The 16,379-nt window shown below is 64.7% G+C and carries 15 protein-coding genes and 1 pseudogene; 14 read left to right on the plus strand and 2 right to left on the minus strand.

What is annotated here, in order from left to right:
• Window position 1 precedes the first annotated feature (1 nt).
• Window positions 2-1,624 (minus strand): winged helix-turn-helix domain-containing protein, encoded by a 1,623-nt coding sequence (locus ABKF58_RS15825; protein ID WP_482581872.1) that lies wholly within the window; start codon window positions 1,622-1,624, stop codon window positions 2-4.
• Window positions 1,625-1,955: 331 nt separating this feature from the next.
• Here ABKF58_RS15825 and ABKF58_RS15830 point away from each other — a divergent pair, with 331 nt between their 5' ends.
• The 10 genes and pseudogenes from ABKF58_RS15830 to ABKF58_RS15875 all read left to right on the plus strand — a co-directional run bounded on the left by ABKF58_RS15830 (window position 1,956) and on the right by ABKF58_RS15875 (window position 11,198).
• Window positions 1,956-2,264: a Rieske (2Fe-2S) protein gene (locus ABKF58_RS15830; RefSeq protein WP_294865133.1), complete on the plus strand. Its 309-nt coding sequence runs from the start codon at window positions 1,956-1,958 to the stop codon at window positions 2,262-2,264.
• A 36-nt stretch (window positions 2,265-2,300) separates the two neighbouring features.
• Window positions 2,301-3,347, plus strand: a complete 1,047-nt coding sequence (locus tag ABKF58_RS15835; RefSeq protein WP_482581874.1) for a universal stress protein — start codon at window positions 2,301-2,303, stop codon at window positions 3,345-3,347.
• 38 nt (window positions 3,348-3,385) lie between these two features.
• On the plus strand, window positions 3,386-4,366 hold the full coding sequence (locus ABKF58_RS15840) for a quinone oxidoreductase family protein (RefSeq protein WP_482581876.1): 981 nt from the start codon (window positions 3,386-3,388) through the stop codon (window positions 4,364-4,366).
• Window positions 4,367-4,380: 14 nt separating this feature from the next.
• A complete protein-coding gene (locus tag ABKF58_RS15845; protein ID WP_014087147.1) occupies window positions 4,381-5,238 on the plus strand; it encodes a TauD/TfdA dioxygenase family protein in 858 nt (285 codons plus the stop codon).
• A gap of 53 nt (window positions 5,239-5,291) precedes the next feature.
• Window positions 5,292-6,350, plus strand: a complete 1,059-nt coding sequence (locus ABKF58_RS15850; protein WP_482581879.1) for a beta-keto acid cleavage family enzyme — start codon at window positions 5,292-5,294, stop codon at window positions 6,348-6,350.
• Between the two features lie 245 nt (window positions 6,351-6,595).
• Window positions 6,596-7,324, plus strand: a pseudogene (locus tag ABKF58_RS15855) (MFS transporter); the annotation flags it as partial.
• 46 nt (window positions 7,325-7,370) lie between these two features.
• Window positions 7,371-7,784 (plus strand): hypothetical protein, encoded by a 414-nt coding sequence (locus tag ABKF58_RS15860; RefSeq protein WP_482581881.1) that lies wholly within the window; start codon window positions 7,371-7,373, stop codon window positions 7,782-7,784.
• Window positions 7,785-7,811: 27 nt separating this feature from the next.
• Entirely contained in the window at window positions 7,812-8,405 is a 594-nt protein-coding gene (locus ABKF58_RS15865) for an RBBP9/YdeN family alpha/beta hydrolase (protein ID WP_482581883.1), read from the plus strand.
• A 60-nt stretch (window positions 8,406-8,465) separates the two neighbouring features.
• The gene (locus ABKF58_RS15870; RefSeq protein WP_482581885.1) at window positions 8,466-9,134 is read left to right on the plus strand and encodes a DsbA family oxidoreductase; all 669 of its coding nucleotides are present in this window, start codon (window positions 8,466-8,468) and stop codon (window positions 9,132-9,134) included.
• 81 nt (window positions 9,135-9,215) lie between these two features.
• Window positions 9,216-11,198 (plus strand): acetoacetate--CoA ligase, encoded by a 1,983-nt coding sequence (locus ABKF58_RS15875; RefSeq protein ID WP_482581887.1) that lies wholly within the window; start codon window positions 9,216-9,218, stop codon window positions 11,196-11,198.
• Between the two features lie 168 nt (window positions 11,199-11,366).
• Here ABKF58_RS15875 and ABKF58_RS15880 read toward each other — a convergent pair whose 3' ends face one another.
• On the minus strand, window positions 11,367-12,119 hold the full coding sequence (locus ABKF58_RS15880) for a UTRA domain-containing protein (protein WP_008954147.1): 753 nt from the start codon (window positions 12,117-12,119) through the stop codon (window positions 11,367-11,369).
• Between the two features lie 285 nt (window positions 12,120-12,404).
• On the opposite strand from ABKF58_RS15880, the gene ABKF58_RS15885 reads away from it, so the two are divergent.
• The 4 genes from ABKF58_RS15885 to ABKF58_RS15900 all read left to right on the plus strand — a co-directional run bounded on the left by ABKF58_RS15885 (window position 12,405) and on the right by ABKF58_RS15900 (window position 16,378).
• Window positions 12,405-13,454: an ABC transporter substrate-binding protein gene (locus ABKF58_RS15885; RefSeq protein ID WP_482581889.1), complete on the plus strand. Its 1,050-nt coding sequence runs from the start codon at window positions 12,405-12,407 to the stop codon at window positions 13,452-13,454.
• Between the two features lie 245 nt (window positions 13,455-13,699).
• Window positions 13,700-14,590: an ABC transporter permease gene (locus ABKF58_RS15890; RefSeq protein WP_482581891.1), complete on the plus strand. Its 891-nt coding sequence runs from the start codon at window positions 13,700-13,702 to the stop codon at window positions 14,588-14,590.
• A complete protein-coding gene (locus ABKF58_RS15895; RefSeq protein ID WP_482581893.1) occupies window positions 14,580-15,350 on the plus strand; it encodes an ABC transporter permease in 771 nt (256 codons plus the stop codon). Before ABKF58_RS15890 ends, ABKF58_RS15895 begins: the two co-directional genes overlap by 11 nt.
• 11 nt (window positions 15,351-15,361) lie before the next feature.
• The gene (locus ABKF58_RS15900) at window positions 15,362-16,378 is read left to right on the plus strand and encodes an ABC transporter ATP-binding protein (RefSeq protein WP_482581894.1); all 1,017 of its coding nucleotides are present in this window, start codon (window positions 15,362-15,364) and stop codon (window positions 16,376-16,378) included.
• Window position 16,379: the final 1 nt, after the last annotated feature.

Consider the following 16,379-nt stretch of genomic DNA (forward strand, 5'->3'; position numbering starts at 1 on the left):
TTCAGCGCCTTGCAAGGCACTGGTGCAGCACGCCCTCCGCCAAGCGGAACTGCCCCTCCAGCAGATAGCTCAGCCCGACCATGAAGCCGCCCCAACGGGTGACGTAGCCCACCGGCTTGTCCATCCCCAGCGCCGGCACTTGCTGCTGATGACGCCGCGCCTGGGCATAGTCGCCGTTCAATATGGCGCGGGCGGACAGGCGGTTGGCATGGATCTGCTGCAGCCAGGGATCGTTGCTGGGTGGCGATTTCACCCACGGCTCGAACAGCTCGACGAAGCGGTAGGGGCGATCGGCAAAGTATTCCGCCGCGCTCAGGATCAAGGCGCACTCGTAGCGCAGCGCGTCGTCGATGCCGGGATGCGCCAGGATACGCGCCACCTGGGCCTCGGCCTCGGCATGGCGCTCGCTGCGCGCTAGCACCCAGGCCACCGCCGGGCGCAGACGCGGACGGAGGTCCAGCTCTTCCTCCGGAAGCCGCTCGAGCCACTCCAGCACCGATATCTGCTGCCCCTGGCGCACCGCATCGTAGAGACAGCGCTCGGCCAGATCGTAGGCCACGCTATGCTGCCCGGCAGCGTAGGCGTGGCGCGCCGCCTCCTCCACCATGCCGTGCTCCGAGAGCCAGCGCATGGCGTTGAGGTGCCACTGCGCGCGCTCCTCGGCCGGCAGTTTGGCAAAGCGCAGGCGCAGGGCATCGCGAGCCAGCATATGCAGGCGGCACCACTGCCCGACCTCGTCAGCAACGAAGATGGGGGTGTTGCGCACCAGGTTGGAGAGCTGATGGGCGGCCTTGTCGCTCCCGGTCAGGGCTACGCAAAGGTCGGGGTGCAGTTTGTCGACGATGGCGATATGGGTCAGGAACTCCACATCCTCCGCCGGCAAACGCGAGATGAGTTCATCCATGAAATAAGAGCACAGATCGCCGGCACTGGGCGAGAGCGAGCTGAACACCGCTCTGGGGGTGCTGCCGCGCTCCATCGCCGCCAGCGTCAGTTGCAGGCCGAGCGGCCAGCCCTCCGTCAGCTCGTGCACCTGGGCGCAGGTATCGGCCTCCACCTGGTTGCCGAGCCGGCCGCGCACCAGGCCGATGGTTTCGCTCAGACGAAAACGCAGCACCTCCGCCTCCACCAGCACGCATTGCCCGTAGGCCCCGAGCTCGGACACGATGTCGTCGAGCCCGCTGCGCGCGGCCACCACGATGCGCAGGTTGCGCGGCGCGTTGTGCAGCAGGTAGGCCAGCAGCATGCGGCTGGCTTCCGGCAGGCGCTCGGCCTCGTCGATCATCAGCACCATGTCCAGAGCGCTCACCGCCACTTCGGCGAGCCAGGCGGTGATGCCCTCGAGCTCCCCCACTGCCGCGGTGGGGCTTTCGATCAGCCCGCGCCCGAAGGCGGGTCGCGCGGCGCCGACCCTGACGGCATGGACCAGGCCATGCAGAAAGCGCTGCGGATCATCCCGGTCGTCGATCGACAGCCACGCCACGGCGGCCCCTTGCGACAGGTATTCGCGGCGCCATTGCGACAGCAGCGTGGTCTTGCCGAAGCCGGCCGATGCCTGCACCACGATCAGGCGATGCTCGAGGAAGTGCTCGTCGTTGGAGCTCAGCAGCGGCCGCACCAGCATGTGGCGTGGCGCCTTGGGTGGGGTTGCCTTGAGAACGAATTCGATTACGGCGCCTGTTGCGCCACCAACCGCAGAAGTCATAGTTTAGGTCTGTTCGGGCTTGATCGGGTTGCCGCCGCAGCGGCAACAAACGAGCACGGCGCTGGCCGCACCGCTCAAGGCATCTGGGATGGCGACCCGGCCGTGCGGTCGCCCGTGGTATGGACGCCCATTAGCATCGTGCCAACCGCCCTGCACGGTCAACCCCCCCACCCCCTGTTCGGAGGAGGGCACGAGTGCCTCCGCCCCCTACGATACATTCAGAGATCACATTAAATCAGGAAGCACCGGGATGAAATTTGTCGAGGCATGTGCGTTGTCGCAGATCGCACCGGGCAAGTCGCTCGCTTTGCGACTCGAAGGCAAAGACGTGGCGCTGTTCAATGTCGACGGCGAAGTGTTCGCTCTCGAGAATACCTGCCCGCACCATGGCAGTGCGCTCGCCGGCGGTTGTCTGTCCGGCCATGTCGTGCGCTGCCCCGCCCACGGCCTGCGCTTCAACGTCGCCACCGGCGCCCATGTCAGCATACCGCAGCTGGCCGTCGCCACATTCCGGGTCAGGGTGACAGACGATCTCGTGCAGGTCGCGCTCGACGCATGACCCGACTCCCTGATACCAGACCAGTGTAAAGCCACCATGTACCGACATCTTCTTGTTCCGATCGACGACACCGACCGCTCCACCGAGACCGTGGGCCAGGGTGTGGCCTTCGCCCATGCCCTGGGGGCGCGTATCACGTTTTTCCATGCCCAGCCGGACCACGCCTCGTCGCTGTTCGGCTCCACCGAGGTGATCCGGCTGGTGGCGCCGGCGGAATTCACCTACGTGTGCGAAGCCCGCACCCACGAGCTCCTGGCCAAGGCGGAATCCGCGGCTCGGGCGCAAGGCGTCACGTGCGATTCGGCCAGCCGCGTCAGCGACACCCCGCACCAGGCGATCCTGGCCGCCGCGCGCCAAACCGGCTGCGACCTGATCTTCATCGGCTCTCAGGGCAAGCGCGGCGATACCGGCATGATGCTGGGCTCGCAAACGCTGAAGTTGCTCATGCACAGCGACATCCCGGTGCTGGTCGCCGCCAACAGCAGCCCGTCCATGGCGGCCCAGGCCATGGCCGTGATTCGTGACGAACACCGCTCCATCGCCGCCGTGCTGCATGCCTGGCAGTACCTGATCCAGCAGGCCGAAGAGCACGGCCAGGCCATCGATCTCGACCTGATGCAGGCGATACTGCGCTACATCCAGCGCTTTCCGGTCGCCCTGCATCATCCCAAGGAAGACGACTACCTGTTCAGCAGGCTGCGCCAGCGCACCTCTGCGATCAACGCCGAGCTGGACGAACTCGAGCGCCAGCATGGTCGCGACCGCCAACTGGTGGCCGAGCTTGCCGTCATGCTGGAACAGCTGGCGGCCGGCAGCGCGTCGCTGGCCCAGCTGAAACAGCATGTCGACCAGTACGCGAAATTCATCTGGGACCACCTGGGGCGCGAGGAAGGCGTGATTCTTCCCGCCGCGCAGCGTTATCTGACCGAAACCGACTGGCACGACATCAACGCGGCCTTCGCCGGCAACGACGACCCGCGCTTCGGTGGCGCGTCCGACAGCGAATTCAAACAGTTGTTCAGCCGTATCGTGGATCTGGCCAATTCGAAAGAACCGGGCCGGACCCTCGCACAGAAACGATAACGAGGGGGTGTCATACCCTCGACAACAGGAGAGATAGCATGGCTCACGCAGTACGCTTTTACCAACCCGGCGGCCCCGAAGTGCTGCAGTACGAGGAAGTGGCGGTCGGCGAGCCGGGGCCTGGCCAGGTGCGCCTGCGTCACGAAGCGGTCGGCCTCAACTTTGCCGATACCTATTTCCGCTCCGGGCTCTATCCGGTGCCGCTGCCGGCCGGGATGGGGGTGGAGGCTGCCGGGGTGGTGGAAGCTGTGGGCGAAGGCGTGAGCCATGTCGCCGTGGGCGACCGCGTCACCTACACCGGCTTCGTCAACACCCTGGGGGCTTATTCGACCGCCCGCCTGATTCCGGCCGCGCCGCTGATCAAGTTGCCCGCCGGCATCGGCTGCGACACCGCCGCCGCCATGACCATGCGCGGCCTGACGTCCGCCTACCTGATGCGCCGCATCTGGGACTTCAAGGCCGGCGACACCATCCTGCTGCACGCCGCCGCCGGCGGCGTGGGCCTGATCGTGTCGCAGTGGGCCAAGATTCTCGGCCTGACCGTGATCGGCACCGTGTCCAGCGAGGCCAAGGCCGACATCGCCCGCGCCCATGGCTGCGACCACACCATCGACTACAGCCGGGAAGACGTGGCCAAGCGCGTGCGCGAGCTGACCGACGGCGTGGGCGTGAACGTGGTGTTCGACAGCGTCGGCAAGGACACCTTCGAGGCCTCGCTCGATTCGCTCAAGCGCCGCGGCCTGATGGTGTGCGTGGGCACCGCTTCGGGCCCGATCCCACCGTTCAACCCGCAGCTGCTGGCGATGAAAGGCTCGCTCTACCTCACCCGCCCGGCGCTGGCCGATTACATCGCCGATCCTGCCGAGAAGAACGAGCTCGCCGCCGAGCTGTTCGGTCACGTGGCCTCCGGCCGCATCAAGATCGAGATCAACCAGCGCTACGCGCTGCAGGATGCCGCGCAGGCGCACCGCGACCTGGAATCGCGCAAGACCACGGGGTCGTCCATTTTTGTCATCTGAGGAGCGCTGGACTCATGAGAATCGAGCAACTGACCTGCGCCATCGGCGCACAACTGCACGACGTCAACCTGGGCGACGCGGTGCGTGACGACGGGCTGTTCCAGGAAATCTACGCCGCCTTGCTGCAGCACAAGGTGCTGTTCCTGCGCGACCAGACCCTGGACAAGCTGTCGCGCCAGGATCACATGGCCTTCGCCCGGCGTCTGGGCGAACTGGAAACCCACCCGATGGCCCCGAGCCACCCGGAAGCCCCCGGTCTGGTCCAGATCTACAAGAACCCGGACAGCCCGATCGACCGCTACGAAAACGCCTGGCACACCGACGGCACTTGGCGCGAAAACCCGGCCATGGGCTGCGTGCTGCGCTGCATCGAATGCCCGCCGGTGGGCGGCGACACCATCTGGGCCAACATGGTGCTGGCCTACGACAAGCTGCCCAGCCACGTGAAAAGCGAAATCGAGGGGCTGATCGCCAACCACAGCTTCAACGCCTCGTTTGCCGCCGCCATGCCGCAAGAGAAACGCCTGGCGATGAAGGCGCAATACCCGGATGCCGAGCATCCGGTGGTGCGCACCCACCCGGAAACCGGCGAGAAGGTCCTGTTCGTCAACGCCTTCGCCACGCATTTCGTGAACTACCACAACAAACAGCGCGTGCGTTACGGCCAGGATTACAACCAGGCCGGCGGCGACCTGCTGCAGTACCTGATCAGCCAGGCCTACGTCCCCGAGTACCAGGTGCGCTGGCGCTGGCAGCCCTACAGCATGGCGATCTGGGATAACCGCTCCACCCAGCATTACGCCGTGATGGATTACCCGCCCTGCCACCGCAAGATGGAGCGCGCGGGCATCGTGGGCGACAAGCCGTTCTGAACGGCCAGCCTTGGCCGGAAAACTCCCCTTTACTCTTTGCCTGGAGGCAAGACATGAACTTTCTCGATGGTTCCCTGTTCCCGGAAAACCAGCAAAAACTCGTGATTACCTGCGCCCCGTACGGCCCGGAATGGATGCCGTCCGACTTTCCGGAAGACATCCCGGTCACCATGGAAGAGCAGATCCAGAAAGCCGTCGATTGCTACAACGCCGGCGCCACCGTGCTGCACCTGCACGTGCGCGAACTGGACGGCAAAGGCTCAAAGCGCCTGTCCAAGTTCAACGAACTGATCGCCGGCGTGCGCGAACGCGTGCCTGACATGATCATCCAGGTGGGTGGCTCCATTTCCTTCGCCCCCGAAAACGACGGCGACGTGGCCAAGTGGCTGTCCGACGACACCCGCCACATGTTGGCCGAACTGACCCCGACCCCGGACCAGGTCACCATCGCCATCAACACCAACCAGATGAACGTGGTGGAACAGATGTGCGAAGCCGACATCGGCGGCACCTCGCTGGCCGAGCCGGCGATGTACCACGCCTACCGCGAGATGACCATTCCGGCCGGCCCGGAATGGGTGGAAGAGCACATCCGCCGTCTCTCCGAAAAGGGCATCCAGACCCATTTCCAGCTCGCCAACATCACCCAGCTGGAAACCGTGGAACGCATGATGCGCCGTGGCGTGTGCAACGTGCCGCTGATCCTGACCTGGGTCGCCATCGGCGGCGGCTTCGACCAGCCGAACATCTACAACCTGTCCAACTTCATCCGCGCCTGCCCGGACGGCTCGGTGCTGACGCTGGAGTCCTCCATGCTCAACGTGCTGCCGCTGAACATGATGGCCATCGCCATGGGCCTGCACGTGCGCTGCGGCATCGAGGACAACATCTGGACCCAGGACCGCTCGCGCAAGATGAGCACCGTGGAGCAGATCGAGCAGCTGGTGCGCATCGCCAGGGAATTCGGCCGCCCGGTGGCCAACGGCAAGGAGGCCCGCGAGATCTACAAGATCGGCACCTTCTACAACAGTGCGGATGAAACCCTGGCGGCCAACGGTTTCGCACCGAACCGCAAGCTGGGTCAGAAAGGGTTCACCCAGCACGCGGGCTGAGGCCGCAGGAAAACGTCGTAGCCAAGCCGTACCGGAGGGGCCCGCGCGCTCCCTCCCCCTCTATAAGAAGCCGACTGGCACATGGAGCAACATCGCTGGAGCGGTCATCACTACAAAGGAGACATAAATTGGCTGTTTACATTGCAGGTGTGGCTTCCGAAGCCACTATCGACGTACCGACCGTTCCGCGCCACTATGCCTGGATCGTCTTCGCCCTGACGTTCGGCTTGCTGCTGTCCGACTACATGTCGCGCCAGGTGCTCAACGCCGTGTTTCCCGTCCTCAAGGCCGAGTGGATGCTCTCCGACACCCGGCTAGGCTCGCTCAGCAGCATCGTCGCCTTGCTGGTGGGCTTGCTGACATTCCCGTTTTCCATTGTCGCCGACCGCTGGGGCCGCGTCAGAAGCATCGTGTTGATGGCCGGATTGTGGAGTCTGGCCACGCTGGGCTGCGCGCTGTCGGCCAGCTACGGCCAGATGCTCACAGCCCGCTTTCTCGTGGGCGTGGGTGAGGCCGCCTACGGCAGCGTGGGCATCGCCCTGATCCTGAGCATTTTCCCGTCCAATTTGCGCTCCACCCTGAGCAGCGCCTTCATGGCGGGCGGCCCGGTCGGTTCGGTCGTGGGCATGGCTCTGGGCGGCGTCGTGGCCCAGCGGTTCGGCTGGCGCTGGTCGTTCGGCGTGATGGCGATTCTCGGCTTCGCCCTGGTCATCACCTATGCTCTAGTGGTGCGCGAGAGCAGGCTTCGGCCAACCATGAACAAGGTTGCCGCCAACACGGCGGCCGGCGCCCGCCCCGGTCTTTCCAGTCTGTTCTCTGACCTGTTTTCCTCGGTCTCGGTGCGCGCCGCCTACATCGGCAGCGGGCTGCAGCTCTTCATCATGGCCTCCGTGCTGGCGTGGCTGCCGAGTTTCCTCAACCGCTATTACAACCTGCCCACCGACAAGGCCGGCATCGGCGCAGCGGCCTTCATCCTGATCGGCGCGGCCGGCATGGTGTTGTGCGGCATCATCACCGACCGTGTCAGCCGGAGCCGAGGCCGAGCGCAAGTGGAGCGTGGCGATGGGGTACTCCATCGGCTCCGCCCTGCTCTTTCTGGTGGCCTTGCAACTGGCTCCGGGCAAGGCCCAGCTGGTGCTGATCGCTTGCGCCATGCTGATGGTGGCCGGCACCACCGGTCCGGCCGGCGCCATGGTGGCCAACCTCACCCATCCGACCATCCATGCCACCGCCTTCGCCACCCTGACGCTGGCCAACAACCTGCTTGGCCTGGCTCCCGGCCCCTTCGTCACCGGCGTGCTGGCCGACCATATCGGCCTGATGAACGCGCTGCATCTGGTGCCGCTGGTTTCCTTCGCCGCCGCCGCCGCCTTCGCCATCGGCAAGCGCCACTACACCCGCGACCTGGAGCGCCTCACGGCGCGACAGGGCTGATTTTCAACCCCGATCCCTTACCTTGCCATGTCAAACACACCGACCATCCTGATCGTCCCCGGCCTGCGGGACCATGTGCCGGAACACTGGCAAACCCTGCTGGAAGAAAAGTGGCGGAAAGCAGGCCGCCCGATCGCTTCGGTGCCGCCGCTGGAACACGACAAGCTCAGCTGCTCCGCCCGCGTCGCCGCACTGGAAGACGCGCTGTCGCGTATCGACGGCCCGGTCATCCTGGTGGCCCACAGTGCCGGCTGCATGATCGTGGCGCAGTGGGCGCAGCGGCACCCGCGCGCCATCCACGGCGCCGTGCTGGCGGCTCCGGCCGACCTGGAATCGCCGATGCCCGAGGGCTACCCGTCGCCGGACACCATCGCAGCCAACGGCTGGCTGCCGATTCCGCGCCAGCCGCTGCCATTCCCGAGCATTGTCGCGGCCAGCACCAACGATCCCTTGGGCACGCTGGAGCGCATCAGCGCACTGGCCGATGCCTGGGGAAGCCGCCTCGGTGAACGTCGGCGCGGCAGGCCACCTCAACCCCGCCGCCGGCTATGGCGAATGGCCGCAAGCGGAAGTGTTGATCGAAGCGTTGCTCTGAACCGCCTCGCGCGACACGGCCACTAGGCCCGGTGGCCTCGGCAGCGGAAAAGCCGATGCCACCCCACCCTGAACGACATGGAATCCATGAGCACCACGCTGACCATCGAGGTGATGTTCGACCTCATCTGCCCCTGGTGTCTGATCGGCAAGCGCCATCTGGACACCGCACTTGGCCTGTTCGCTGCCAGCCACCCCGCGGTAGCGGTCGACATGCGCTGGCACCCCTTCATCCTGCTGCCGGACACCCCAGACACGGGGCTGCCATACCAGACGTTCTACCGGCAGCGCCTGGGCAGCCCGGAGGCGGCGGCTCGGCGGCGCGCCCAAGTACAGCAAGCCGGCGACCGCGTGGGGCTCTCGTTCAACTTCGACGCCATTAGCGTGCTGCCGAACACCCTGGCGGCACACCGTCTGGTGCACTACCTCGGCCGGCAATGCGGCCAAGAAAGCCAACAGGCGCTGATCGAAGAGCTATTCGACGGCTATTTCATGCAGGGCAAGAACATCGGCGACGTCGCCTATCTGACCCGCCTCGCCGCCCGCTTCGGCCTGCCCCCTGCCGCAGCGGCCGATTATCTGCAGTCGCCGGCCGAGCACGACAGCGGCGTGTTCCTGCAGCAGAGCCGGCAGGCGGCCCAGGTCTATGGCATCGCCGGCGTACCCGGCTTTGCCTTCAACCAGCGCTTCCCGCTCTCCGGGGCCGTCCCTGCCGATGTCCTGCTGAGCGCCATGCGACAGGCCGTGAACGGCTGACGGGAAGCCAACGACAGCAACGAATTCGCGCAGCCGCGCCCTGCCAGTCGGCACGGCTGCCCACTCTACGGGAGAACAAGCATGGAAGCCCCCATCATGGCCTGGAAGCCCTCGGCGCAGACCCGCCGCGACGCCCAGCTAACTGCCTTCAGCAACTGGCTGGAACGCGAACACGGACTCGTGTTCGATGACTACGAAGCCCTGTGGCAATGGTCGGTATCTGATCTAGACACGTTCTGGGGCGCGGTGTGGGACTACTTTGCCGTACCCTCGCGCCAACCGCGCGGCAAGGCGCTCGCCGCGGCGAAGATGCCGGGCGCCGAGTGGTTTCCCGGCGTCGAACTCAACTACGTCGAGCAGGTGTTCCGCCACGCCACCGACACCCGCCCCGCCATCATCAGCCGCAACGAAAGCGGCGAAGATCGCGAGCTGTCCTGGGCCGAGCTGCAACGTCAGGTCGCCGCCCTGGCCGCCACCCTGCGCGGCATGGGCATCGCCAAGGGGGACCGCGTGGTGGCTTATATGCCGAATATTGCGGAAACCGTGGTCGCCCTGCTGGCGGTGGCCAGCATCGGCGCCATCTGGTCGGCCTGTGCGCCGGACATGGGCCAGCTCGCGGTGCTCGACCGTTTCCGCCAGATCGAGCCCAAGGCCATCATCGCCGTGGACGGCTACCGCTACGGCGGCAAGGCGCACGACCGCAGCGCGCTGCTGCAGGCCATCGTGGCCGAACTGCCGAGCATCCAGCACGTGGTGCTGCTGCCCAATCTGGGCCATGCGGCCAACCTTGCCGGCCTGCCCAATGCCGTGAGCTGGCAGGATGCCACCGCCGGCAACGTGCCGCTGCAGCCGGAATACGTGCCATTCGACCACCCGCTGTGGGTGGTGTACTCGTCCGGCACCACCGGTATGCCCAAGCCCATCGTGCATTCGCAGGGTGGCGTGCTGATCGAGCACCTCAAGTTCGGCGCCTTCCACCTCGACCTGGCGCCGGGCGACCGCTTCCACTGGTACTCCAGCACCGGCTGGATCATGTGGAACATCCAGGTGGGCGGCCTGCTGGTCGGCAGCACCCTCTGCCTGTTCGACGGCAACCCCGGCACACCGGACCTGGGCGCGCTGTGGCGCTTCGCCAGCGATGCCGGCGTCACCTTCTTCGGTGCCGGCGCCGCCTTCTACCTCTCCTGCCTCAAGACCGGGGTGGTTCCCAAGCAACTGGCCGATCTCGGCCAACTGCGCGGCATCGGTTCCACCGGCTCGCCGCTGCCGCCGGAAGGCTACCAGTGGCTGCTGGACAACGTCGGCCCGGTCTGGATCAACAGCCTGTCGGGCGGCACCGACTTCGCCAGCTGTTTCGTCGCCGGCACCCCGACCCTGCCGGTGTACCTCGGCGAAATCCAGTGCCGTTGTCTCGGGGCCAGCGTGGCGGCCTTCGACGACGCCGGCCGGCCGCTGCTGGACGAGGTAGGGGAACTGGTCTGTACCGCGCCGATGCCGTCGATGCCGCTCTGCTTCTGGAACGACAAGGACAACGTCCGCTACCGCGACAGCTATTTCGACGTCTACCCCGGGATCTGGCGCCATGGCGACTGGGTGCGCATCACCCCGCGCGGCGGCGCGGTGATCTACGGGCGCTCCGATGCCACCATCAACCGCCATGGCATCCGCATGGGTACCAGCGAGCTGTATCGCGCCGTGGAAGACCTACCGGAAGTGCTGGACAGCATGGTGGTGGACCTGGAATACCTGGGCCGCGAATCCTACATGCCGCTGTTCGTGGTGCTGCGCCCCGATATCGAGCTGACGCCCGAATTGACCGGCCTGATTCGTGACCGGATCAAGGTCGCCCTGTCCGCGCGGCACGTGCCCAACGACATCTTCCAGGTCGATGCGATCCCTCGCACCTTGTCGGGCAAGAAGATGGAGCTGCCGATCAAGAAACTGCTGCTCGGCCAAGCACTCGAGAAAGTGGCCAACCCGGACACCATGGCCAACCCGGAGAGCTTGCCGTGGTTCGAGGCGTTTGCCCGTCGCCATGCGGCAGGTAACGCGACGGCAGCGTAACCGCCGCCCGGCCCCCCTTGCCGCCACGTCTTCACCAGCAAGGCGCTGGCGGCAGTTTCCAACCGGACCCGACGTTTTTCAGTCGTCTCGGTGGGAACACCCCGGATGCCCCAAACGTAACCGCCGGGAGCGACGCCCATCGGCGGCAGGGGCTGAATCGGTCATGCCTCACAGCAAGGTGTTTGCCTTCATCCGCTCCAGCTCCTGGCTATCCACCAGAATGCGTACCGCGTCGTGGCGCCAGTATTCATGGTCGCAATCGATGATTTCGCCATGCTGGTCGTAGTTGACGCAGGAGATCAGCAAGATCGGGCTGCCCTCGGTCAGCATCAGTGCCTGCGCCACCTCGCCCCAGGCGGCCGTGGGGTTGATCTCGAAACGAGAGCGCCCGTAGCGCACCCCGTACTGCTGCTCGTAAAGCGTGGTCAGCGACTGGCTCAGGTCATGTTCCAGAATGCCGGGAAAGCGCTCCGGTTTCAGGTAATGCCGCGCCAGCAGTACCACGCGACCATCCAGCTTGCGCAGCCGTGTGACCTCGTTCACCCGCGACAGGGTGGGCAACGCCAGCTCCTGGCACAGAGTCGGCGTTGCCACGATGGTGCGCGACGACAGCACCAGGGTTTCCAGTTGCCGCTTCTGTTCGGTAACGATCTGGTGAAAGGGAGAGCGGTACAGCGGGTTGTAGATCAGCCTGGGCGGGGCGACGAACCAGCCACGGCGGTCTTCGCAATAGACGCGCCCTTCGGCCTCCATCGCCAGCAGGGCCTCCTTCACCGTCGTGCGCGTGGTATCGAACAACTCGGAAAGCTCGCGCTCGGATGGCAGCTTGACCCCCGGCTGCAGCAATTTGCTATCGATCTGCATCTCCAGCGACTGCCTGATCTGGGCGGCCAGAGTGGTATTGCGCTCAATTGTCGCCAATTGGACTACTCCAGTATTTCAAATTAATGGCAAATCTATCACGAAATCATTATTTCTCAAAGACATGTCAAGGGAATGACAGTGTTGCCCGCCCGGTAGGTCTGCAAAGAAAACCACACGGCGAATTTTTATTTATATCGTTAAAATTCAAATAATTGGCAAAACAAAATCCTTGCGACGTCGCGTTTTTGCTGCCCGGCAACATGCAGCACGATTGACAGCCGGAAAGCCACTGGACTAAGGTTTGCCTGCAGTTCAAATCTGGACTAGACCAAAGGAGCAAACATGAACAACTTGCTGGTTAGCGTCGTATTCGGCGGGCTTTGCCTCTGCCTGGCACAGGCCAATGCCGAGAGCCTCACCGTCCTGGCCCAGGCCGCCAAGAAAGAAGGCGCCGTTTACAGCGTGGGTATGCCCGACGACTGGGCCAACTGGAAAGACACCTGGGCACAGGTTACCCAGAAATATGGCCTGAGTCACCGCGATACCGATCTGAGCTCGGCTGAAGAACTGGCCAAGTTCGAGGCCGAAAAGACCAACGCGACGGCAGATATCGGCGACGTTGGGCATACGTTTGGCCCGGTTGCGCTGCAAAAGGGGCTGACCCAGCCGTACAAGCCCAGCACCTGGAACGACATTCCCGCCTGGGCCAAGGACAAGGACGGCCATTGGGTACTGGCCTATACCGGCACCATTTCCTTCATCACCAACAACCAGTTGGTGAAAGAGCCGCCCAAATCCTGGGCCGACCTGCTGAAAGGCAAATACAAGGTCACGCTGGGTGCGGTAGGGGTTTCCGCCCGTGCCAACAGTGCCGTGCTGGCCGCCGCGCTGGCCCGTGGCGGCGACGAGAAGAACCTGAAGCCGGCGCTGGAGTTCTTCGGCCAACTAGCCAAGCAGGGGCGCCTGTCGCTGATCGACCCGAGCCTGGCCAACCTGGAAAAGGGGGAGATTGAAGTCGGCATCCTGTGGGATTTCACCTCGCTGAGCTACCGCGACCGCATCGACAGCAAGCGCTTCACGGTGAGCATTCCCACCGACGGCTCGGTCACCACCGGTTACACCACCATCATCAACAAGTACGCCAAGCACCCGAACGCCGCCAAGCTGGTGCGCGAATACGTGCTGAGCGATGCGGGCCAGGTCAACCTGGCGCGCGGCTATGCCCGACCGATCCGCAGCAATGTGTCGATTCCGGCCGATGTGCAGGCCAAGCTGCTGCCCGCCAGCCAGTACAAGGTTGCCAAGCCGATCCGCGACTTCGCCGCCTGGGAGGACTCGACCAAGAAGCTGCCGCGCCAGTGGCAGGAAATGGTCATGGTGAACATGCAGTAAGGGGCGCCTGCCACGTCCAGCCAGGCCAGCCTGGTATGGGTACGAAGGCATTCCCGACGGGGCGGCGCCGGCGCATAGCGGCATCGAGCGCAACGACGCCGGCCCGGCCTGCGGCGGGTGCCACGGTCCGTGTTCGGCCAACGTTTCAGCAAGCGGCCGTATAGCCGTGTGCAACCGACCGAGCCGTGCCGCCTCGCCGCCGGCCTGCGCCACACCAAACCGCGTAACCCGGAGTTACTTTTGTCATGAAAACCACTTCGCTCCCCCTTGCCGGCAAGCCTGCCGTGCCGGTGCGGCCGCGCTCACGGCTGCGGCACTGGCCGGCGGCGCTGTTGCTGCTGCCCTTTTTCGCCATGCTGATACTGTTCAGCCTGGCGCCGATGGTGTGGGTGCTGGTCAACAGCGTGCACACCGAACAGGGCCTGTCGCTGGCCAACTACGGCGACATCCTGTCCTCGCCGTTTTACCGCCAGGCCTTCGACAACAGCCTGCGCATTTCCTTGTGGTCCAGCGTGATCGGGTTGGTGATTTCGCTGCTGGGGGCAGCCTCCTTGCGCCGGGTTTCCGGCCGGCTGCGCCGGCTCGTGGTGTCGATCACCAATATGACCAGCAACCTCACCGGCGTCCCGCTCGCCTTCGCCTTCATCATTCTGGTGGGCACCAATGGCGCGCTGACCGTGCTTCTGCGCCAGTGGGGGCTGATCGAGGACTTCCGTCTGTACTCCAGCAACGGCGTCATCCTGATCTACACCTATTTCCAGATCCCGCTGGGCGTGCTGCTGCTGTATCCGGCCTTCGATTCGCTGGATGACGACTGGCAGGCCGCGGCCTCGCTGTTGGGCGCCCGGCTGTGGCAATACTGGCGTTACGTGGGTCTGCCGGTGCTGGCCCCCGCCATCCTTGGCACCTTCATCCTGCTGTTTGCCAATGCCATCGGCGCCTATGCCAGTGCCTATGCCCTGACGCAAGGCAACTTCAACCTGATCACGGTTCGCATTGCCAGCCTGGTGTCCGGCGACATCTTCCTGGAGCCGAACATGGCCGCCGCCCTGTCGGTATTGCTGATGCTGATGTTGCTGCTGGTCACCGCCGTCAACCAGTGGTTGCTGAAGAAAGGAGCCCGTCATGCGCGCTGAGCTCTATCACCGCAGCGTGGTCGCCGTGCTGATCCTGCTGCTGACCGTACCGGTGCTGGCCACCCTGCTGTATTCGCTGTCCGAACACTGGGGTGCCACCATCCTGCCGGACGACCTGTCGCTGAGCTGGTATCTGCAGCTGTGGCAGGACAGCGCCTTCCTCGCCGCCTTCGGGCGCTCGCTGGCGGTGTGCCTGGGCACCCTGCTGCTCTCCACGCTGATCATCGTGCCGGCGGTGTTCGTGGTGTTCTACCGCTTTCCCGGCCTGGACAAGCTGATGAACGCGCTGATCCTGATTCCGTTCGCGGTGCCGCCGGTGGTGACCTCGGTGGGCTTGCTGAACATCTACGCCGATGGTCCGCTGAACATCACCGGCACGCCGTGGATTCTGGTGGGCTGCTATTTCACCATCGCCCTGCCCTTCATGTACCGCTCGCTGGTCAACAGTCTCGCCAGCATCAATGTGCGCGACCTGATGGATGCCGCCCATTTGCTGGGTGCCAGCACCCCGGTGGCCTTTTTGCGGGTGATCCTGCCCAACCTGCGCAAAGGGCTGATGGCCTCGCTGTTCCTGGCGTTTTCCTTCCTGCTGGGCGACTTCGTGTTTGCCAACCTGCTGGCCGGTTCCCACTACGAAACCCTGCAGGTCTACCTCTACAACATGCGTCAGACGAGCGGCCACTTCACCAGTGCCATCGTCATGAGTTACTTCCTGTTCACACTGTTCCTGACGTGGCTGACCGCCCGTTTCAGCAAATAGGATGACATGCCATGAGTTACGTTGAAGCTAGCGGCCTGGCCAAGAAATATGGCAACGCCACCATTTTCCAGGACATCCATTTCTCGCTACGGAAAGGGGAATTCGTCACCCTGCTGGGCCCCAGCGGCTGCGGCAAATCCACGCTGCTGCGCAGCCTGGCCGGACTGACCGACATCGACGCGGGCTGTATCCGCGTCGACGGCGAGGACATCACCCGCGCCGCGCCGCAAAAACGCGGCATCGGCATGGTGTTCCAGAGCTATGCGCTGTTCCCCAACATGAGCGTGGAACAGAACATTGCCTTCGGCCTGAAGCTGCAAAAGCAGCCGGGCAGCGAGATTGCGCGCAAGGTAGCCGACGTGATCCGCCTGGTGGCACTGGGCGGCAAGGAACAGCACTATCCGCACGAACTGTCCGGCGGTCAGCGTCAGCGCGTGGCACTGGCGCGCGCACTGGTGGTGGAGCCGCGCATCCTGCTGCTGGATGAACCCCTGTCGGCGCTGGACGCCCGCATCCGCAAATCGCTGCGGGAGCAAATCCGCGACATCCAGCAACGACTGGGCCTGACCACGGTCTTTGTCACCCACGATCAGGAAGAAGCCCTGACCATGTCCGACCGCATCTTTGTCATGGATCAGGGGCGCATCGTGCAGGAAGGCTCGGCCGAAATGATCTACACCCGCCCGGCCACCGAGTTCGTGGCCCGCTTCATGGGCAGCTACAACCTGCTGACACCCACCGAAGCCAGCCGCCTGCTGCAGTTGGAAACCCGCGGCCATCTGGCGATCCGCCCGGAAGCCATCCAGATCTTCACCCCGGGGCAGGCCTACCCGGCGCACCTGAGCGCGCCACTACCAGCCACCATCCGCCAGCACCAGCTGCTGGGCAACGTCATCCGCTATCAGGTGCAGGCCCACGGCATCACCCTGCAGGTAGACCAGTTGAACCGCCGCGCCGAAGACCTGCTGCCCGCCGGCACCGAGGTAAACCTGATGATCGATCAACAACAAATGCGGGAGGTGCACTGAG

The organism is Pseudogulbenkiania sp. AW2-16, assembly GCF_056824575.1.